Origin of the sequence: Belliella marina, assembly GCF_042682445.1 — a bacterium.
GTDB lineage: Bacteria > Bacteroidota > Bacteroidia > Cytophagales > Cyclobacteriaceae > Belliella > Belliella marina.
Genome location: NZ_JBHUHR010000001.1, coordinates 168,646 through 190,239 on the forward strand (window position 1 = coordinate 168,646; position 21,594 = coordinate 190,239).

The following is a 21,594-nucleotide window of genomic DNA, read 5'->3' on the forward strand; positions in this document are numbered from 1 at the left end:
GCAACGTTATAACCGCCTAATCCAACCAATCAACCAATCACCAATTCAACCAATCCCTAATAATGAGGCACAAGATTAGAGATTAGCCACCAACCTTCCAACCTTTCAACGTTATAACCACCTAACCCAACCAATCATCCAATCACCAATTCAACCAATCCCAAATAATGAGGCACAAGATCAGAGATTTGCCACCAACCTTCCAACATTTCAACCTTGCAACGTTATAACCACCTAACCCAACCAATCATCCAATCACCAAATTCAACCAATCCCTAATAATGAAGCACAAGATCAGAGATATGCCAACAACCTTCCAACATTTCAACCTTCCAACCTTCCAACCTTTAACCCCCTAACCCAATTACTCCTTCAATATAAGGCCAAACAGTCTCAAAAACAATTAGATGTCCCGCTTCGGTTGGGTGGATGCCATCTGGGAGGTTGAGTTCAGGATCGCCAGCTACTCCTTCCAAAAGGAATGGGATTAATTTTACGGCCTCTTCCTTCGCCACTTGGGGATAGATTTCCTGGAATTCCTTGGTGTATGCCTGTCCCATATTGGGAGGGATTTGCATACCGGATAATAGGATACTTGCATCTGGATATTTTTCCCGAACCAATTGGATGATTGATTTGAGGTTCTTTTTTGTTTCCTTCAAATCTATCCCCCTCAATCCGTCATTTCCTCCCAATTCCAGTACAAATACTGCAGGTTCCTCTTCCAAAAACCAATCTAGACGGCTCAGCCCACTTGCTGTAGTCTCTCCACTCAAACCGCCATTGATCACTCGATAATCAAGTCCAAGACTGTCGATCCTGGCAGCCACCAAGCCTGGGAAAGCATCTTCTGCTTCGATGCCATATCCAGCAGTTAGGCTGTTTCCGAAAAATAGGATCAGTTTTTTGTTTTCCGCTTCTTTAGAGACTTCCTCACTTTTTGAAATCTCCGATTTTTCTTCTTTTGGGGAAGCGCATGAAATGATCAAAAGTCCCAAAATGAGATAGATGCTTTTTATTAGGTGTTTCATAATGTCTGTTGGTGTTCATCAGAGATATGGGACGCAAAACACACCTAATGTGCTGAATCCACCGAAGATGAAAATCGTATGTTTATTAATTGTTTGCCTAATTTACCCATAAATTTTATTCTCCCGTAAGTAAACCATTAGTATCTCACAAATTGTTAACTTCCCGAATTCAAAAATCCATATCCATGAGTATTTTAAGTGTAAAAGATGTTTCCAAGACTTATCAGAGTGGAAACAGGAAATTGACTGTCCTCGACCAGGTCAATTTCGAGATCATTGAAGGTGAAAGTATTGCAATCGTAGGGCCATCCGGGTCAGGGAAGACCACTTTGCTCGGACTCTGTGCAGGATTGGATTCCTCTACCACTGGCTCTGTAGTACTCAATGGGAATGCTTTTGAAAAGCTGACTGAAGATCAGCGGGCAGCTGCGAGAAGTCGGGATGTAGGTTTTATATTCCAAAATTTCCAACTCTTGCCAACCCTCACTGCTTTGGAGAATGTGATGGTGCCTCTGGAGCTCAAGAAGCGGAAAGATGCCAAAGAAAAAGCTTTGGAGCTTTTGGAAAAGGTGGGATTGAAGGATAGGGTGACACACTACCCAACCCAACTGTCGGGAGGAGAACAGCAACGTGTATCGATCGCTAGGGCATTTGCCAACGAGCCAAAAATACTTTTTGCAGATGAACCCACAGGGAACTTGGATACCGAAACTGGGGAGATGATTGAGGACTTGATCTTTGATTTGAACAAAGAAAAAGGCACTACACTGATCTTGGTAACCCATGATCCCGAATTGGCAAAACGGACTGACAGGATTATCAATATCAAAGGTGGGAAGATTCAGGAGGGGATAAATGGGTAATTTAGCTTGGATTTTGAAAATGGCCATACGGGATTTTCGGAAGAATTTTTCCCGTCTGTTGCTTTTTGTTTCCTCGATGGTCATTGGGATAGCGGCATTGGTGGGTATCAGCTCTTTTGGGGACAATCTCAAAAATGATATAGAAAACCAATCCAAAGAATTGGTAGGTGCAGATTTGGTTTTGGAAAACAGCAAACCTCTGGGAGTTCAGCCTACAGATTCCATCGCAATAGCACAGGCGGATGAAATCAATTTTGCAAGTATGGTTGCATTTCCAGCCTCCAGTGAAAGCAGATTGACACAAGTGAGGACATTGGAAGGTAATTTCCCTTTTTATGGCAAACTTGAAACTGTTCCTGTGGAGGCTGAGGAGACATTTAGGGCAGGAGGGAGAAAAGCGCTTGTAGAGAAGATCCTAATGGCCCAATTCAATGCCGTAGTTGGGGATAGCATCAAAGTAGGTGAGGTTACATTTGTCATAGAGGGAGAGCTGCAAAAAGTGCCCGGTCAGACGGGAATCACAGCTACTGTAGCGCCAGCAGTATATATCCCGATGGAATATGCCGAAGAAACTGGATTGATCCAATTTGGCAGCCGCCTGAAATACATCCGATATTATCAGTTGGCAGATGATGTCAATCCAGACGAATTGGTTGGACTATATGAAGAGCAATGGCAGGAGGGTAGGGTCGATGCAGATACTGTAGAAGATCGAAGAAGGCAAACTGGGCGTTCTTTCGAAAACCTTACGAATTTCCTGAGCCTGGTTGCTTTTATAGCACTTTTGCTTGGCTGCGTAGGTGTGGCAAGTGCTGTCAATGTCTTTGTAAAGGAAAAATTGGCTTCTGTGGCGGTCCTTAGATGTCTTGGGGTTTCTGCTTGGGATGCCATGAAGATTTATCTGTTCCAGATATTGCTGATGGGACTGGTCGGTTCTGTATTAGGGGCGATTTTAGGAACTGTTTTGCAGTTTGCGCTGCCGACGGTTTTCAGGGATTTTCTTCCTGTGGAGGTAAGCATGGCGATTTCTTGGACAAGTGTAGGTTTCGGGATATTGACGGGGCTGATAGTGGCTTTTCTGTTTGCGCTCTTGCCATTGTTGAAAATGAGAAAAGTATCCCCAATGGCGACATTAAGACCCGAAGCTGGAGAAACTACCCTGAAGAAGGATCCTTTACGATGGGCTGTGATAGCCGGGATTTTACTGTTTATTTTTGGGTTTAGTTTTATCCTTTTGGATGGTTGGAAAGCAGCTTTAGGCTTTACGGGATTTGTGGTTTTTGCATTTTTGGCCCTGTGGGCTGTAGCCTTGGGGATCATGTGGTCAATCAAAAGGTTCCTGCCTATTAGCCTGGCATACCCTGTGAGGCAATCACTGTCCAATCTGTACAGGCCAAACAATCAAACCATCTCTCTGATCGCAACAATTGGCTTAGGTACAGCCATGATCAGCACTTTGTTTTTCATTCAGGGGCAGTTGTTGGATGAGGCAAGGTTTGCGGATAAGGAAGATCAGCCAAATATGTTGCTCTTTGATATTCAGGACTATCAGGTAGAAGAGGTGGCATTGAATGTGGAATCAAAAGATTTGCCGGTTTTACAACAAGTTCCGATAGTCACAATGTCACTGGAATCCATCAATGGCCTTACCAAAAAGAATAATGACACTTTGCCCGAAGACGAAAAGAGGTCTAGGGGATTGTACAACAGGGAATTTAGGGTGACATACAGAGATACATTGATTTCTTCGGAAAGGTTGCTGAAAGGACAGTTGAAAAAAGTGGAGAACCCGGGAGATTCAATATTTGTGTCTTTTGACCAAGGATATGCTTTGCGGACAGGCTTGAAAATGGGGGATGAAATTATCTTCAATGTGCAAGGTCGTCCTATCAAGACGTATATCGGTAGTTTTAGGGATGTGAAATTCAATCAGGTTTCGACGAATTTTCTGGTTTTGTTCCCGGAAGGAGTACTCAACAATGCCCCAAAATTCCATGTGATCGTCACCAAAACCAAAAATGACAGGCAATCGGCAGACTTGCAGGCAGAAATAGTGCGGAAGTTCCCCAATATATCCGTCATCAATCTCGGGGCAATCGTCGAGACACTTGAGGAAATACTTGGTAAAATCAGCTTTGTGATTCAATTTATGGCATTCTTTAGTATTGCTACAGGCATACTTGTTTTGATCAGTTCCTTGGTGATCAGCAAGTACCAAAGGATGCGAGAAAGTATCCTGTTGCGGACTTTAGGGGCAGACAGTGGGGTAGTTGGTAAAATAAACACACTGGAATATTTCTTCTTGGGATCATTGGCATCCTTGAGTGGGATCGTATTGTCATTTTTGGCAACCTATCTACTGAGTAGATTTGTTTTCCAATTGCCGTTTAGGGGAGCGTATTTTGAGGCATTTATCGTTTATGCAAGCATCACCTTCCTGACGATCCTCCTTGGATGGCTCAATGGCAGAAAGATAATCAATAAAGCACCGATGGAGATATTGAGGGGCTGAGGGGAGTTTTGAAGCGAGAAGCAAGAAGCGAGAGACAAGAGGCGAGAGACAAGAGGCGAGAAGCGAGATGCAAGATGCAAGTGTCATTCAAGACAAAGTGTGCTTTCTGCGGTTACGTCACCTCGATCCCGAAAGCATCGGGAGAGAGGTCTCGTCCCGTCTATAGACAAGTAAGTGAAACATGAAAAGGATGTCTTGATTTCAGTTCGAGATTTCTCTCTACGTTCGAAATGACCATCAGGTGACCTCGTGGGAGGAGAGTCCACTTTACTTGGACTAACAGGCTTTTAAGAGGCTTGAAAACAAAAGAAAAACAATAAAAAAAGTGTCATCTATTTTCAGGACGTGACAGTGTGTCTGTGGCGTAGACGACGGTCAACAGTCAACTGCAGCTACAAATAAACTGAGAACATTATTTTTAAGTGTATAATGGTGTGAAAGCGGATATACATATAGTATTGTTACTTCTTGATATAATTCATAGTGAAGAATTAATACGTTTTTTATTGATGCCTAAAAGATGAATTGCTATCTTTCTGGAAATAAAACGGTTTTAGTTATGTACAGGAATGTCTTTTTTATCAGTTTGGTTTTACTTGCAGGTGTATCAATCAAAGCCAATTCACAAAGTGTGTTCAGAGAAGCTTTTGCAGGGGTGTATCATAGTGGGATTGTAAGTCAGGTGGGTATAGGGACAGATTTCGACAGGAAGTACTATGGCGAAATCAGGTTTTCCGCAGCAGATGTATTGGATCAACAATTTGGGATAGAGGGACAATTCAGCAGGAACTGGGTGAGAGATGACTGGTTTAATTTTCATACAGGTCTGATGCTGGGCTATTATTTTCATGAGTATGTGAGGGTAGGTGTCCCATTGGGATTTACGATCAAGCCAATTGAGAACCACAGAAATTTCGCCATATTGATGGAAGCAACTCCAAATATTTTTGTAGAAGAAGGATACGCCAACCTAAGGGCGAATATTGGAGTTCGGTACTCATTCGGAAAGTAAATACAACTTAATAGTCCCTTTCTTCTTATATTTCGTATACTATTGTCTGAACCCTTAATTTTTGGATTATGCCAAAGTTACAATTGGAAGATGTCAAACTTCATTATATAAAAGAAGGTGCCGGAGGGGAAACCATAGTTTTTTCCCATGGATTGCTATGGAGTCATAAGATGTTTCTGGATCAGATTGGTTTTTTGAAAAAATCACACACCGTCATTGCCTATGATCACCGGGGGCAGGGACAATCGGAAGTAAGTGCGGGTTCATATGACATGGATATGCTTACTGAGGATGCACTAGGGTTGATCAAGCAGCTTGCGGGAAAACCAGTTCACTTTGTTGGTTTATCCATGGGTGGGTTTGTTGGTATGAGACTGGCAGCCAGATATCCAGAAATGGTCAAATCACTGATTTTGATAGAAACTTCAGCCAATGCCGAACCTGTAGAGAATCTACCCAAATACAAAATGCTCAATGGATTGGTACGCTGGTTTGGAATAATACCCGCAGTAGCCAAGTCAGTGATGAAAATCATGTTTGCCCAGAGCTGGATAGAAAACCCGAAAAATGAAGCTCTTTACAAAAAATGGCTCAGTGAATTGAAATCAAACAAAAAATCGATCACCAAATCTGTAGATGCCGTAATATACAGAAAGGGGATAGAGGAAGAGATTAGGACTATCAAATGTCCAACCATGATCGTAGTAGGGGACGAAGACGTAGCCACCAAGCCCGAAAAGGCAAAATTTATCCAAATGTCCATACCAAATGCAAGACTTCATATTGTCCAAGGTGCCGGACATAGCAGTACGGTAGAAAAGCCCCAGCAAATCAATTCTCTGATTATTGACTGGTTGAAAGGTTTTTAAGGGAATTGATGAGACGTTTTATATCGCAATGATTTCATGACAATAAAGGGTAAAATGGGGATGTTTGTATCAATCCCCATTTTACTTTGCTCCTGGCATATGTTTTTGTGCTAATTCAAAAGCTCTAGACTCCACCTCTTTTTCGATTGCTTTGATTTTTTTGTCTATCAAAGTCCTACACACAGTACCTTCCTGATGTGGGGGACATTTGCTTCTTTCCATTTGCAGTATCCTGATCTCTTCCTGTTTTTCCATCAGCCATTGGGTGATTTCCAAAGCTATCTCTTGGCCAGGTAGGGTAGGGAAGACAAAATCAATCAGCCTATAATCAGCCGTATTTTTGCTAAAAGTACTGATTCTTTGGAGTTCCAATAACTCAAACCAAGCACCATCTGTATGGGTCAAGGCAAGGAGCTTTTGACGCTTTTCCAAAAAATCCTTGAAAATCCCAACTCCGATGCCCATCAGCGGGACTGAAGTCAAGGCTTGGGCTTCTTCTTTGTGAAACCACATATCCAAGCTTGTCTTGTGCCCATTTCTCTGGGTGAATTCTCCCTGAAAAGGTTCTAATGGAAAGTCTTCGTCAAGTTCCAATGCGATATGGTCGAAATTTTTAACACTTTGTAGAAATTCAATCTGTGGAATATAATCATTGACAATCAGTTGGTTGAAGTTTTTGTCCGTTGGGAAATAAACACAGATTTTACCTTCTTTTGGATGTTGGGCAAATAACATCAACTCCCTGTTTTTATTTAGGATGGCAAAGTGTAAGTCGTAATCTTGGGCTTTTGGGATTTGGGTTAGTGGTTTGAAAAGGTTTGAGCTCAGGATGCTTTCTTTTGGGAAGTACATAGAATTGTCAGCGCTGTTTACCTTGTATCTGATGATGCCATCCTGGTTGGATAATTTGATTTTTTGCTTGATTTCATAATCAAAACGAAAAGTGTTTCCATTTTTCTCCGGATTTTCTTCCAATTGGGAAGGTGTCTCGAAGTATTTGAAATCATCTGGAATATTCCCCTGTTCCAAGATTGGGAGAATCTCCTGTTCTTTTCCTTTCCAGTGCCATTTGATCTGAAACCTATCAGTCCCATGTCTAAGAGATGCTATATGTTCATCTTCAAATGGGTTTGGAATGGCTTCCTGAAATCCTTCTGGAGGAACGACAGGAATGGGTGGGCCAAAGGGATTGGGGATGATCCCCATGGCCATCATTATCCCAGTTCCGGCCATGAAGATTCCAATTCCCCAAAAATATCTTTTACGCATAATGAATTCTGTTTTCGATTGTAATACAGATAAAGTCTTACCTGATTTCTGCCAATTCTGAAAGTTTGTAGGCAAGTACTGTGTATGTATCAGGCTTGAATGGATCTCCCTGCAAATAGGCAGGACCTATATGAAGCACATTTTGCCCGGCGAAGGCGGAAGTGAAGTCTATATGGTACTCTTTTTGTCCATTTACCCATGCAATAGAGACCGTTTTTGTCCCCAGCCCTACGATGAAATTAGTTGCATTAGGGAAGTATTTCGGATCTACCACAATTGTCAATCGATAATCCCTGTCCTTGACCAAGTTCGAGACCAAAATCGAATTTGACTGATAGTAGATAGTTTGGTTTTTGCTGGTGCGTTCGCCGGTTGGCCTAGGGGTCATTTTGAATCCTTCTTTTGTATATGTCCCGCCATGGATGATTTCAAAATGCCCATCATTAGGCTTTCGGATGTTTACCTCCCAGGTTTTGGTCCTGTTTCTCTCCAGTTCTTCTGGGCTTAATGTTATTATCGGCAAAGTTTTCAAGTCAACCGTTGACTTTAGGTTTTGGGCATTGTCAACACTGATTCGGTTGTCCAATACAACAGCAGGCTTTTTGATCTGTGGTACATTTTTGATGTTGGTGTTTTTCAGCTGGTTGTTTGGTTTGATTGTCGTAAACTGCGCATTTGCTTCCCAAGAACAGAAAATTATAGCTGGGATTAGTAAAAGGTATTTGATGTTGCGTTTCATGGTTTTGTTATTTAGATGGAAATTCATGTTTATGGTTTAGGAAATAAATTAGGATTGGATCAAAGCTTTTTGAATTCAACCCTTCGATTTGCAGCTTTTTCTGAAGCATTTGAATTGTTGTTCAGTGGTTCTGATTCTCCTTTTCCGCTTGGGATGAGCCTTGAATCCTCAAGTCCAAATTTTGTTGTGATGTAATTTTTGACTGCAAGAGCTCTTCTTTCTGATAATGTCTGGTTTGCTTTGGCATCACCATCGCTGTCTGTATGTCCTATGATTTGTAGTGAGATATTTTCATCATCGGTCAGGACTGTACCCAATTGGTTCAGGAATTCGAAGGAAGATGGTTTGATATTGTCTGATCCAGAGTCGAATAGAATGGCGGTGGTGCTGAATCCCTCAGCTTTTAGGAGCTTGGATCTAAGATCTTCCCCTTCTTCTTTGATGGATAAATTGGCGATGGCCACTACGAGGTTTTTTTGGAGGTCTACATTTCTGACATGAAACTGGATGTATTTGCCTATGTCATCAGAAGCGAGCGAAGGGATGTCCACGACTTTGTCCGAATCCATGTATACCCTGACTCTTTTGCCGTTTTTCACGATCGTGAAATGGATCATCCCATTTATTTTATCGGTAAAATTGTAGTCAATCTTATTGTTGATCCTGTTTGATGTCCCCCAGTTTTCGACAAGCAAATACCTGGTGGCACCATTATACCAAAGGGGAACTTCGATTTTTGCACCTGACTTCGTTTTTTTTGTCCCTGAAGCATCTGTGAAATTGATGGAAAATCTCGTTGGCGTAGAGTTTTTATAATCTAGGTTATGTGTGAAAAAATCAAATTCCACGGCGTAGTTTTCAGGAAGTGGGTGGGGAATCATGGGGACATAATACCCTGTTCCGGCTGTCCTCAATGCTTTGAAGTCATCGATCGTGATGACCTCACCACCGGTATTCGTTTCCCATTTGGAGGGAAAATCCCCGATGGCATCGGAACTGAAATTGTCTGCGTGGCTTATTTCTCCATTTGGGATGAATTGGTCGGCTATACTAATATTTGGTCCGGAGGATTCACCACGATTTTGTCCCATACCCTGATTTGGGTCGGTTGTATCTTTGTTTCCTGAGATTTTGATGTTTCCAGGGGCATCAAACACCCCATCGACAACCTTTTCCGTAGTTTCCTCTGTTTTTTGTTCGACTTTTCTTTCGACAGTTCTTTTCGCAGATTCTTCAGCTTTCTTTTTTAGGCTTTTGATAAATTGAGCCTCTGCATTCCAGGAGATCAAGATTGCGCCTGAAAATAGTACAAGCCATTTTCTGTTTATCCAATTGAAAGTTTCCATAGTCTCGACATTTATGTTTTTTTGAATTTTATTTTTTTGATAGGTTGGCTGTTATGAATGATTACTATCTCATAAGTTCCTTTTGCCAAATGATTGACTTGGAGATAAATGGTCTTATGGGGTAAAGCCTCAATCTCAGCCTGATATTTTTGACTTTTTTTTGACATATAATTTGAGCGTACCCAAAAGTAAAAAGTACCATATTAACAGGCTGTTACAGGTGTAACATCTTCTGGTATGTGTGTAACAATAGCGTGGATTGCGTGTTTGAGGAATGAAAAATCCTGTTTTTATCGCTGGTTTTCCTCAATACATGCGGTATTGAAATAAATAATATCTGTGGTTTTGATAATTAATTCACAGTGAACAGATCCATATAAAGAAATCCTAGTCCTATGCCCATCATAAAGCCTTGTTGAATTCTGTTGGAGTCATTCCATACAGTGCTTTGAAGCTTTTGGAAAAATGTGAAAGATCAATGTAGCCAACAGTATAAGCGACTTCCGAAATATTGGTTTTGCCCTTTTTTAACAATTCCGCAGCAGCTTTTAACCTTTGGTTTCTGATGAATTCCAATGCGGAAAGTCCTGTCAGGTGTTTGAGTTTGCGGTGAAGTTGCATCCTGCTTAGGTTCATTTCTTCAGCGAATTTTTCTGCAGTAAACTCGGTGTTGTCCAGGTTTTCTGTGATGACAACCTCCATTTTTTCTAAAAATTGCTCTTCAAGATTGTTGATGGCAATGTCGATGGGCTTTAGGATAAGTTCTCTGCTGTACCTGTCTTTCAGCATCCTTCTTTCCTGAAGTAGTTGGAGTACTGTTGAGTAAAGGATTTTGTTGTTGAAAGGTTTTCTGATGTAAGCATCTGCCTGGTTTTCCAATCCTAAAAGTTGGCTTTCTTCGGATGCTTGTGCTGTCAGTAATATTACAGGAATGTGGCAAGTGATTTCTTCGGATTTGATCTTTTTGCACAGGGAGATTCCGTCCAAACGCTCCATCGTGATATCGGAAATAATCAAATCGGGTATCTCTTCTATTGCAGCTTCCAATGCTGCTTGTCCATCGGCATGCAGGCTTACTTGGAATTCTTCCATAAACAGTTCTTCGAGCAAGAATCGAAGATCAGAATTGTCATCCACGATCATAATCCTGGGTTTTTCATCCAAGTTACTGGTAGGGGAAATCATTTCTTCAGGCCTGACCGAATCTGATTCCAAAATGATGGCATGGCTTGGTACAGTGTCTATGGAAACAGGGATGCTTAAATTCATGGTAAGCATCCCATTGGTCCATTTGGGAATGATCCTGCCTCCATATAGTCCGATGAGTTCCTTCACCATGGCAAGCCCAATTCCTGTGCCTCCAACTGTCCCCTTATGGTAAAATCTATCGAAGAGCTTTGTCAGTTCATGCTGGGGGATCTCATCACAGCTATTGGATATGGTTAATTGCATATAGCCATCCTTGGTATGGAAATCAACCAGGATTTCACCATTTTGGGTTGAGTATTTCAGGGCATTTGACAATAGGTTCCCCAATATTTTTTTGAGGACTTCTGGATCCACCAGCTGTTTTTTTTCACTTTCCTCAATATTCATCTGAAAGGTCAAGCCGCTTTCCTGTGCCTGGTGGACGTAGTTTTCTGAATAGGCTTTGATCAGTACAGCTAAATTGGCTTCTTTAAGGAGTAAACTTAATTTTCCTTCTTCCATTTTGGAAAGTTCCAACAATTGATCTACCAATTCCAAGAGCCTTCCGCTCTGCTGAGAAATTCTAGAAAGGTCTTTTTGGAAGTGCTTGGACTCAGAGTCTTTTTCCTTCAAAAGCTGGGCGCTGCTGCTGATCAATGTGAGAGGAGTTCTGAATTCATGGGAAATATTCGAGAAAAAACGGGATTTCATTTCATCAAGCTCCCGGATTCTCTCTGCCAATATGATCTTTTGTTTGTTTTTGGTATAAAGAAAATAATAGATCAAGACAGCCAAAAGTATAATGGCAATAATCAGGATCAATTGTACTCTTTGTTTTTGGACGGACAATTCATTTTCTGTTTTCAACAAGGTGATTTCCTGCTCTTTTTTCTCGGACTGGTACTTTGATTCCAATTCTTTGGCAAGATTTTCATTTTTGCCTTGTTGGATTGCATCATTTTTTACCCATGCATTCCACAGAAACTCATATGCTTTTTGTGGGTTATTCGATTCTTTATACAGTTCCGAAAGCTTGAACAGTGCCGATAAATGTGGTCCTGGATCTTCGGTTTCACCTTTTTCAAATATTTCCAATGCTGCTTCCATATGAAAGATCGCTTTGGAAGTCTGATCGTTTCGGGCATAAAAATGTCCCAAAACCCAATTCCCCCTGGCAACGCCATTGGGATGATTGATCGATTCCAGAACCAAAAGATACTCTTTGAGGGTGTTTTCCGCTTCTTTTATTTTGCCCATATTTTCCAAAGTGCCTGCTAGTCCCCACAGGGTGTTTTTCAACTCTGTGTTGTTTCCCGACTTGTGGAAATGGGAAATACATTCTTGGTAGAGTTTGACTGATTCAGGATAGTTGCCTTCCATATTCAGGATGGAAGCAATGTAAACTTTGGATACAAATATTTCTTCGGTGATCCCTGATTTTACTGCTGCATCAGCAGCTTTGTATAGGTACTGTTTTGATTTATCTAGGTAGTTTTCTTCACTTCCATAAGCATCCATCAACAATACACCCAAATTCTGTAAAGCTTTTATGTAAACTTCTCCTTTTAGGTTTTCCCTCTCGGCAATCGAATCGATTTTTTGGTAATAAGTGATGGCATCAGCATCCTCAAGCCTTGAATAATGAATGTTTCCAAGAACCAAGTAGGCTTCCATTTCTTCTGTTTTGAATCCTTTTTCCTTTGAAATTTCCAACGATAGGTTCGCTAAAGTAGAGGCATTTTCAAAAGATTTCTTTTTCAGGGCAACTTTGGCGGAGTACAATTGGAAAAGTGTTTTGGAATAATCATCCGTCTTCTTCGATAGGGAGTTGTCAAGGATACTCTGTACACTGTCGTATGCTTCACTGTCCAAAAGTTTGTTGAGCTTGTATTGCAAACTGTCTGTTTGGGAAAAAACAGCTGTGCCCTGACTTATCAAGAAGAAAATAAAGAGAAATCTTAAAATTCTCATATGATTTAAATAGAGGTGGTGCATCTAAATTAGTGATATCCAGTCTATTTGAGAAACAAGTAGCTGGAATTATCTTTAAAGATGAATGGATCCCCAATTATTTTGACAAATATTATAGCAAATCTGAAACTTTTGCCTACATTTGCATGTATATACATTTAATACAAAAGCAATATATACAGATGAGGATAGAAGATGCAATCAAACAGAAGGAATTCAAAGATCCTTACAACAAGACGGTTGTCAACCTTCTATATACCAACAGTTATATAGTTTCCAACCAAAGCTCTTTGTTCAAGCCCTTGGGATTGTCTCCTGAGCAGTACAATGTATTGAGGATCTTGAGAGGGCAAAATGGAAAGCCGATTACTGTTTCTTCCATTCAGGAGAGAATGTTGAATAAAATGTCCAATGCTTCCCGACTTGTCGAGAAGTTGAAGCAAAAGAATTTGGTTGTTCGTGAAGAGTGTCCTTCTGATAGGAGACAGGTAGATATCATGATTACGGAAAAAGGACTCGAAATCCTTAATGGACTGGAATCTGCTGTTTATGGATTCAACAGAGAGCTTGTTAATCTTACGGAAGAAGAAACCATTCAGCTCAATGCTTTGTTGGATAAGCTGAGAGGGTAAATTTTTTTACCCCTATTTATGTATATACATTAATTGTAAAAAAAAGTAATAATTATTCTTAACTAAACTAAATCAAAAAAATCATGAGTACCACAGCAACAAAATGGGCAATTGACCCAACGCATTCAGAAGTATCTTTTAAAGTAAAACACTTGGTAATCTCTACTGTGACAGGTTATTTTAGAAAATTTGAGGGTTCGGCAGAATCAACTTCAGATGATTTCAACGGAGCGAAAGTGTCGTTCACAGCAGATGTTGACAGCATTGATACCAACCAAGCTGACAGAGACGGGCATTTGAAGTCAGATGACTTTTTCAATGCAGCCGAATATCCAAAGCTTTCATTCTCGGGAGTAGTAGAAGGGGATAAGTTGAAAGGAGATTTGACTATCAGGGAAGTTACCAAAGCAGTAGAGCTTGATGTTGACTTCGGTGGTGTTGCGGGGGATCCTTACGGAAATACCAAGGCAGGATTTGAGATCGAAGGCAAAATCAGCAGAAAAGACTTCAACTTGAAGTGGAATGCGGTAACAGAAGCAGGTTCTGTAGTCGTATCTGATGCAGTTAGAATCATCTTGAGTGTACAATTGGTAAAACAATAGTCTCTACCAACTGACAATCGTTGATTGTGTCATCAAAGCACAAGTGACAAAACATACAAATGTAGAAAGAGGCTGAAAGTTTGATTGCCTTCAGCTTCTTTTTTTCAAAAAAAAACCAATTATCATCATGGCAGCACTTATCACAGGTATCCATCATATCACGGCCATCGCCGGAAATCCTCAAAAAAATGTAGATTTCTATACAGGAATCCTAGGTTTGAGGCTTGTCAAAAAAACAATCAACTTCGATGCACCAGATGTCTACCACTTTTATTTTGGAGATGAGCATGGTACACCTGGAACAGTTTTTACAACTTTTCCATTTGAGGGAGCCAGAAAAGGGACTAAGGGGACTGGAGAGATGACCTATACGGCATTTTCTGTTTCAATTGACTCTTTGGCTTACTGGAAAGAAAGGTTGGCAAAATACAATGTTCCAACATCAGATGTTTTGGCCCGGTTTGGGGATAAGCTGATCCGGTTCGAAGACCATGATGGCATGGGGCTAGAGTTGGTAGCCAATGATAAAGATGTCAGAAAAGGTTGGACTAATGGATTTATCCCATCTGAACATGTGATCAAAGGATTTTACGGAGCGACCCTCAATCTCAAGGCAAAAGAACTTACAGAAAAGTTGCTCACCCAATTTATGGATTATAGATTCATAGCCGAGGAAGAGGGTCGCTACCGTTATGGTACTGCAGGATTGCCAGGTGATATAGTGGATATTGTGTTGGATCAAAATGGACGACAAGGAGTGCAAAGTGCGGGGACTATCCATCATATCGCATTCAGGACTGCGAATACCGATACGCAATTGGAAATTCAGAAAATACTGATGCAAAATGGCTATCAGGTGACGGAGGTGAAAGATAGGAACTATTTCAAATCCGTCTACTTTAGAGAGCCTGGTGGGGTATTGTTTGAGATAGCGACTGATGAACCTGGCTTTGCCATAGATGAGGACGAAGCACACTTGGGTGAATTGCTCAAACTGCCAGATTGGGCGGAGAGCCACAGGGATAAAATCGAACCGAAATTGGCCAAAGTACAACTTAATGCCGAAAAATATGTCTGATATCAAAAGTACAGGAAAGCCACTTGGCGAAGCCAAGAAAGTAGCAATCATGATCCATGGTAGAGGTGCATCTGCAGATAGTATCATTGGGTTGGTGAAATACCTCAATATGGATGATTTTGCCGTTCTTGCGCCACAGGCCCCAGGAAATACTTGGTATCCATACAGTTTTATGGCACCCGACCAAAGCAACGAACCTTCACTCAGCCAAGCAATCCAAATCATTGATGGTCTTGTAAGTGAAGTTTTGGAAAAAGGCTTTTCGCCTGAACAAATCTATTTCATTGGATTTTCCCAGGGGGCATGCCTTTCTTTGGAATATGCAGCGAGAAATGCCAAAAAGTATGGAGGCATTATTGCATTTACTGGAGGTTTGATAGGTGAAAATATCAATACTTCAAAATACATTGGGGTGTTCTCGGGAACTCCGATTTTCGTAGGGTCTAGCCACAAAGACATGCATGTTCCATTGTCAAGGATAGAAGAATCGGCCGTAGTGTTGGAAAAGATGGGGGCTGCCGCCAAGACATTGATCTTTCAAGACACCAACCATACCATCCGTCAGGAGGAGATTGATTGGGTGAATGCCAACATTCTATCTAAGAATTAATATTTGTTTCTTATAATTATGAAAAACAGCTGGTGGATCACCGGCTTTTTTTGTGCCCCAAGATCTGTGGGGACACAGACCTTTTGCTTTTCCATAGTCTGTGTCTGTTCCGCTCCATGTTCTGTGTCCTCACAGAACATTCGTGTAATCGGACAGACCGGATTTTCCCTTTGCGGACCAAAACGAACTATTCGTTTACCCTCTTGTCAAAATCATCTTGAGAGTGGATTGGATTTGTTTTTGAATCATCCCGATGATCCTGATTCAAAGGAGGATGAAATCAATATAGAAGTGTTTGATTTTTCAGGTTTGAAACGATGAGGTTTTTGAAAAGAATCTTGTAAATTACTTTGGAAAAAGCTCCGCTAATCTTAGCCTCATGAGTTTTCAAGATATTTTCCTTTTAAATCATCATTCCTATGAAGAAGTATTTGTTATTAATATTAGGCCTAGCGGTAGCTTTTGCGCTTGGATATATTTCCAATTATTTCGTATTTGAAGAAAATAAACCAAGAATAGCAGAAATTAATCCTAACCCAGAAAAAATGAAATTAGGTGCTTTTTCCGTCAGTTTGAGCGTGAAAGACCTCAAGACATCCAAAGAGTTCTATGAGACGCTAGGCTTTACTGTATTTGCAGGAGAGTTTGACAAAAATTATTTGATCATGAAAAACGAAAATTCCCTGATCGGCCTGTTTCAGGGAATGTTTGAAGATAATATTTTGACATTCAATCCAGGATGGGATGAAAATGCTCAAGAAATCAATCAATTTGATGATGTAAGACAAATACAAAACCACTTAAAGAAGCATAATATTCCATTGTCAGCTGAGGTGGATCAAAATACCAAAGGGCCCGGAAGCATCATGTTGACGGATCCTGATGGTAATGTGATTCTAATTGATCAACATAGATAAATTTGCCATTTCAAGATCAATTATCCAAATCCAAGGTCAGTGTAATCTCCCAAGGTCTGTGTCCTCACAGACCTTTCTCCCGAGGTTTGTTTAGTATCCCAAGGTTTGTGTCCTCACAGACCTTTCAACAGTAAAATCAGGATGATGTTATATAGTTAAAATTATGGTTTGTGAGGACACATGCCATGGTGACCGAAAATCAAGTCTTGCGGGGACGCAAGCCATGGTTGGACACATGACATTGGGACGACAAGAAGGCTTTCAATAAAAAATAAAAAAAGGAGCCCTGCAAAACAGAACTCCTTTTACAATAATTAAGGCAAATCAATTTAACCCGGACTATGCATTGGTTTTCGTTATGAGAGTTCAAAACACAAAATAATCAAGTATTTAGCGAATGAAGCATAGTTGCCTCTATGGTGAGTGAGCTAAATGCAGCGAAGCGTTTGATTATGAAGTGTGTTGAGCTCGTAATAGAAAATCTAATGCATATTTTGGGTTTATAATCCAAAACGATAGAACGCATCACTCCATTTTACTTCATTTTGGAGCTGTCTAAGGTTTGTGTCTTTGTCGATGATGATGTTTTCCAGTCCGGCGATTTTCGCAAAGTCAGTCAAGTGTTCTGTTGTCAAGCTTTGGCTAAAGCAAGTATGGTGTGCGCCACCGGCATAAATCCAGCCGGCACATCCTGTATTCATATCCGGAAGTGGTTTCCACATAACCCTTGCTACAGGAAGTTTTGGGAGCGCTTGTGGTACATCTACAGCCTCTACTTCATTGACTACCAATCTGAATCTATTGCCCATATCTACCAATGAAGCATTTAGTGATGCACCAGCCTTGCCGTTGAATACCAATCGTACAGGGTCTTCTTTGCCACCTATACCAAGAGGATGGACTTCACAGGTAGGCTTTCCATTTGCCAAAACAGGGTCTACTTCGAGCATATGTGCTCCCAGTACCATGCTGTTGCTTGGGTCAAAATGGTAGGTATAATCTTCCATAAAAGCATTTCCTCCTTCCAATCCAGTTCCCATTACTTTCATGGCTCTTACCAAAGCTGCAGTTTTCCAATCTCCTTCACCTGCATAACCGAATCCATCTGCCATTAATCTTTGCGTGGCTATTCCTGGCAATTGTTTCATTCCATGAAGGTCTTCAAATGTATTTGTGAAACCTTTGAACCCTCCTTCTGTTAAGAATTTACGCATGCCGATTTCTATCTGTGCAGCGTCGATAAGGGAAGCTCTTTTTGCACCATTTGCCTTTAGATTGTCTGCAATGGTATAAGTAGCTTCATATTCTTCCACAAGTGCTTTGACCTCAGATTCTGTGGCAGCATTGATCAATTGTACCAAATCACCTACGGCGAAAGTGTTTACGGCGAAACCAAATTTCAATTCGGCCTCTACTTTGTCACCCTCCGTAACGGCTACATTTCGCATGTTGTCGCCAAATCTCGCAAATTTAGCTCCTTGCCAGTCATGCCAGCCTGAAGCAGCCCTAGCCCAAGTATCGATTTGTGATTTTACGCTTGGGTCCTGCCAGTGGCCAACCACAACCTTGCGTTCGATTTTCATCCTGGAAACGATAAACCCAAACTCCCTGTCCCCATGGGCACTTTGGTTGAGGTTCATGAAATCCATGTCAATCGTCTCCCAAGGGATATCCCTGTTGAATTGGGTGTGGAGGTGAAGCATAGGTTTTTGGAGGATTTTCAATCCACCAATCCACATTTTGGCAGGGGAGAAAGTATGCATCCAGGCGATTACACCAATACAATTTGTGTTTTGGTTTGCTTCCTGGCAGACTGCATAGATCTCTTCAGACGTTTTTACAGTTGGTTTGAAAACTACACTGACACTTATATTTTCGGAATCATTGAGTTCTTTTGCGATAATTTGAGAATGCTCCGCCACTTGGCGAAGAGTCTCTTCTCCATATAAGTGTTGGCTTCCTGTAAGAAACCAAACTTCGTTTTGTTTGAGATTACTCATGAGTTTGTATGATTTAAGGTTTGATTAATATTACATCCAGAAGAAATAGTAAAGCAGGACAACGATCAATACAATGCCTGCTGCACCTAGGTTGAAAGGAGTAGCGGTATTGAACAGAACAGGGTCTACAGTCAATGATTTCGGGTCTGCTGTTTTCATCTTGACATTGGTGTATAAGATTACTCCCAACATGACAAACAGGGAGGCCATCATAAATATGGATTCAAATCCAATGTGTTCGAAATCATTGAAAAAGACTATGCCCAAAATGGCAAATACTACTCCCAAAACAAGGAAGAAATAAGATGCTTTCAATGATTTGATTCCAGCACCGTTTTCTTTGTATGCAGGATTTTGGTGTGTTTTCTTTTCGGCAAAACTGATTATCGATGCGATTGCCAAAAGGATGATAAACACATATCCCATTCTTAGCAAGAAAGGCATGTCAGGGTATAATACCTTGAAAGCAATCCCTGCCGGAATAGTAGCTATTGCCGTCCAAAGTGCTGCATTTCCTGTGATTTGTCTCCAGAATAATCCCATGCAGAATACCGCTACCACACCCGGATAGATATAGCCCGTATATTCTTGGATATACTGGAATACCTGATCCAATGAAGCCAATTGTGGCGCAACCAACATTGCTATCAGAAGTGCAATAATTGCTACAAGCCTTCCAGATCTTACCAATTGGTTGTTGTTGGCTTCTGGTTTGAAATAGACTTTATAAATGTCCATGGTGAAAATCGTCGAGGTACTGTTGATCATCGACGCAAGGGATGAGACAATTGCTGCCGCCAATGCTGCAAAAGCAAGGCCTCTGATACCGGCAGGAACAAAGTTTTTCAAAAGCCATGGGTAAGCTTCGTCTGACTTATCGATTGTACCGATTTGCTCGATTGGTACATTCAACATAATCGACAATTCTTCCGGGGTAGATTTGTTGATCAATACCCAAGCTGCAATACCGGGGATGACAACCAACAGGGGGATAAGGATTTTTAAATATCCTGCAAAAATAAGCCCTCTTTTGGCATCTTCAATACTTTTAGCGGCAAGGCCTTTTTGGATGATGTACTGGTTGAAGCCCCAATAGCCAATATTGGTCAGCCACATTCCTCCAAGGACTACAGCTACTCCCGGCAAATCCTGAAAGGCATCTTTCAATCCTCCAACACCATCAGGGATCAAGATTTCTCCTTTAGGTACGACCATCACAAAATGTTCTCTTGCACCTTCATAAAGATTGGCCATCCCGGCAAATATGCCAGCACCATCACCTACTGCATCAAGGGCAAGGAAGGTAGTCACTAATCCGCCTGCAATCAGTACGATTACCTGTACCACATCCGTCCATGCTACCGCTTCAAGTCCACCGTAGATGGAGTAGATTCCCGAAAATATCAACAGTCCTATAATGCCATACTGCAATGGGACCCCCATGATTTTCTCCAATGCCAAAGCCCCCAGGTAACTGACAGAGGTCAAGTTGACAAAGACATATACCAAAAGCCAAAAAACTGCAAATGCAGTACTGACACGCTTATCAAATCGTGACTGAAGGAACTGTGGCATGGTATAAATGCCATTCTTCAGGAATACTGGCAAGAAATACTTGGCCACAATGATCAATGTGATCGCTGCGATCCACTCATAGGCGGCAATCCCAAGGCCAATGGCAAAGCCGGATCCGGAGGTGCCGATGAAGTGTTCAGCAGAAATGTTTGCAGCTATCAACGATGCGCCTACTGCCCACCAAGTCAATGATTTATCTGCAAGGAAATACTCCTGGGCAGTTTTTTGGACTCCAGTTTTGGATCTTGAGACCCATAGTCCTACGGCAACAATGACGACCGCATAAACTGAAAAAACAATGTAATCTAAAGTAGAGAATCCAGCTTCCATATAGAGTCTGTGTTTAGAGGGTTTAAATGTTAACTTTACACCTGAAATTGCCCCTTTGAGCAATTAAGTGTCATATTTACACCTAAAATTTGGATAAAAAAAATATGGAGTGAAAAAATTATTCCACTCCGGCAGGTATTTCATTTCTAGGGATGAAGTTATGGATGTTGGTGAAGTTTTCCTTATAGTGGTCTTCGTCTAGTGAATAGTAGAACGCTCCCTTTTTGGAACTTGATTTATCCTTTTCATTTTCTTTCTTCAAAAGTTTTGTGGAAAGGACCTTACGGGTAAAGTTCCGTTTGTCGATTTTGGTGTCATATAAGCCCTCGTACATCGCTTGAAGCTGGGGCAGGGTGAATTTCTCAGGAAGTAACTCAAATAATATTGGGTGAAACGCAGCTTTGTACCTGAGTTTGGTGAGGGCAATCTCCACCATTTTTTTGTGGTCAAAAATAAGGTTTGGCAATTCCTTGATGGAATACCACCTTGCGTGGAAATCATCATTGATTTGGGTTTGATATTTCTCTATATCGATCAAAGCTACGTAGGCCACAGCAATGACCCTCTCGATTGGGTCTCTGTCTGGTTGGCTAAAAGCCTGCATTTCTTCCATGTAGACTTCATGTAGTCCTGTCAGCTGTTTCAATATTCTTTCTGCGGCCTCATCCAGGGATTCTTCAGGCTGTACAAACCCACCCATTAAGCTCCATTTTTCACGCTCGGGGGCAAAGCCCCTCTGGATTAGCAAGAGCTTGTAATCGGTCCCATCAAAACCAAATATGATACAATCTACAGCTACAAGTAATCTGGTTTGGTTTGAATATTTCATGCTAAAAATATTTTTCTGTGGTTTAATGTTTAGAATTACCTTGAAATTTACTCATATTTTCTATAAATCCAAGTTCGACACTTAATGATCCTGTATTTATACTTCGAATTCGATAGATTTTGACTATCAAATTATTCATTAAATCTCGATTTGATTTCTGAAATTAACAGTTTTTTTGTGAAACACATTAACTGATCAATTATCTGTTGATTGTTGCGTAG

At 41.0% G+C, this 21,594-nt stretch carries 17 protein-coding genes; 9 read left to right on the forward strand and 8 right to left on the reverse strand.

The window, feature by feature from the left end:
- Positions 1–347: 347 nt before the first annotated feature.
- Positions 348–1,031 (reverse strand): arylesterase, encoded by a 684-nt coding sequence (locus ACFSKL_RS00660; protein ID WP_376882390.1) that lies wholly within the window; start codon positions 1,029–1,031, stop codon positions 348–350.
- A gap of 185 nt (positions 1,032–1,216) precedes the next feature.
- Between ACFSKL_RS00660 and ACFSKL_RS00665 the strand changes: the two genes are divergently transcribed.
- From ACFSKL_RS00665 to ACFSKL_RS00680, 4 genes are all read left to right on the forward strand, one after another.
- Entirely contained in the window at positions 1,217–1,894 is a 678-nt protein-coding gene (locus ACFSKL_RS00665; RefSeq protein WP_376882392.1) for an ABC transporter ATP-binding protein, read from the forward strand.
- Positions 1,887–4,406 (forward strand): ABC transporter permease, encoded by a 2,520-nt coding sequence (locus tag ACFSKL_RS00670; RefSeq protein ID WP_376882395.1) that lies wholly within the window; start codon positions 1,887–1,889, stop codon positions 4,404–4,406. Before ACFSKL_RS00665 ends, ACFSKL_RS00670 begins: the two co-directional genes overlap by 8 nt.
- Before the next feature lie 559 nt (positions 4,407–4,965).
- Positions 4,966–5,418, forward strand: a complete 453-nt coding sequence (locus tag ACFSKL_RS00675) for a hypothetical protein (RefSeq protein ID WP_376882398.1) — start codon at positions 4,966–4,968, stop codon at positions 5,416–5,418.
- 68 nt (positions 5,419–5,486) lie between these two features.
- Positions 5,487–6,287: an alpha/beta fold hydrolase gene (locus ACFSKL_RS00680; protein ID WP_376882400.1), complete on the forward strand. Its 801-nt coding sequence runs from the start codon at positions 5,487–5,489 to the stop codon at positions 6,285–6,287.
- An 81-nt stretch (positions 6,288–6,368) separates the two neighbouring features.
- On the opposite strand, the gene ACFSKL_RS00685 is transcribed toward ACFSKL_RS00680, so the two are convergent.
- From ACFSKL_RS00685 to ACFSKL_RS00700, 4 genes are all read right to left on the reverse strand, one after another.
- Complete coding sequence (locus ACFSKL_RS00685; RefSeq protein ID WP_376882403.1) at positions 6,369–7,556, reverse strand: hypothetical protein; 1,188 nt, start codon at positions 7,554–7,556, stop codon at positions 6,369–6,371.
- Positions 7,557–7,593: 37 nt separating this feature from the next.
- Positions 7,594–8,295 carry a hypothetical protein gene (locus tag ACFSKL_RS00690; protein WP_376882406.1) on the reverse strand — a complete coding sequence of 234 codons (702 nt, stop codon included), beginning with the start codon at positions 8,293–8,295 and terminating at the stop codon, positions 7,594–7,596.
- Between the two features lie 59 nt (positions 8,296–8,354).
- Entirely contained in the window at positions 8,355–9,641 is a 1,287-nt protein-coding gene (locus ACFSKL_RS00695; RefSeq protein ID WP_376882408.1) for an OmpA family protein, read from the reverse strand.
- Between the two features lie 402 nt (positions 9,642–10,043).
- Positions 10,044–12,800 carry a hybrid sensor histidine kinase/response regulator transcription factor gene (locus tag ACFSKL_RS00700; RefSeq protein ID WP_376882411.1) on the reverse strand — a complete coding sequence of 919 codons (2,757 nt, stop codon included), beginning with the start codon at positions 12,798–12,800 and terminating at the stop codon, positions 10,044–10,046.
- A 182-nt stretch (positions 12,801–12,982) separates the two neighbouring features.
- Between ACFSKL_RS00700 and ACFSKL_RS00705 the strand changes: the two genes are divergently transcribed.
- The 5 genes from ACFSKL_RS00705 (at position 12,983) to ACFSKL_RS00725 (ending at position 16,639) form a co-directional block, all read left to right on the forward strand.
- Positions 12,983–13,432: a MarR family winged helix-turn-helix transcriptional regulator gene (locus tag ACFSKL_RS00705; RefSeq protein ID WP_376882414.1), complete on the forward strand. Its 450-nt coding sequence runs from the start codon at positions 12,983–12,985 to the stop codon at positions 13,430–13,432.
- A gap of 83 nt (positions 13,433–13,515) precedes the next feature.
- Positions 13,516–14,034 carry a YceI family protein gene (locus ACFSKL_RS00710; protein WP_376882416.1) on the forward strand — a complete coding sequence of 173 codons (519 nt, stop codon included), beginning with the start codon at positions 13,516–13,518 and terminating at the stop codon, positions 14,032–14,034.
- Between the two features lie 127 nt (positions 14,035–14,161).
- Complete coding sequence (locus ACFSKL_RS00715; RefSeq protein ID WP_376882418.1) at positions 14,162–15,112, forward strand: ring-cleaving dioxygenase; 951 nt, start codon at positions 14,162–14,164, stop codon at positions 15,110–15,112.
- A complete protein-coding gene (locus ACFSKL_RS00720; protein WP_376882421.1) occupies positions 15,105–15,722 on the forward strand; it encodes an alpha/beta hydrolase in 618 nt (205 codons plus the stop codon). Before ACFSKL_RS00715 ends, ACFSKL_RS00720 begins: the two co-directional genes overlap by 8 nt.
- Before the next feature lie 419 nt (positions 15,723–16,141).
- Positions 16,142–16,639 (forward strand): VOC family protein, encoded by a 498-nt coding sequence (locus ACFSKL_RS00725; protein WP_376882423.1) that lies wholly within the window; start codon positions 16,142–16,144, stop codon positions 16,637–16,639.
- 500 nt (positions 16,640–17,139) lie between these two features.
- On the opposite strand, the gene araA is transcribed toward ACFSKL_RS00725, so the two are convergent.
- From araA to ACFSKL_RS00740, 3 genes are all read right to left on the reverse strand, one after another.
- On the reverse strand, positions 17,140–18,639 hold the full coding sequence (gene araA / locus ACFSKL_RS00730) for an L-arabinose isomerase (protein ID WP_376882426.1): 1,500 nt from the start codon (positions 18,637–18,639) through the stop codon (positions 17,140–17,142).
- A gap of 30 nt (positions 18,640–18,669) precedes the next feature.
- Positions 18,670–20,544 (reverse strand): sodium/sugar symporter, encoded by a 1,875-nt coding sequence (locus ACFSKL_RS00735; protein ID WP_376882429.1) that lies wholly within the window; start codon positions 20,542–20,544, stop codon positions 18,670–18,672.
- A 118-nt stretch (positions 20,545–20,662) separates the two neighbouring features.
- The gene (locus ACFSKL_RS00740; protein ID WP_376882432.1) at positions 20,663–21,373 is read right to left on the reverse strand and encodes an NUDIX hydrolase; all 711 of its coding nucleotides are present in this window, start codon (positions 21,371–21,373) and stop codon (positions 20,663–20,665) included.
- Between the last annotated feature and the right edge of the window lie 221 nt (positions 21,374–21,594).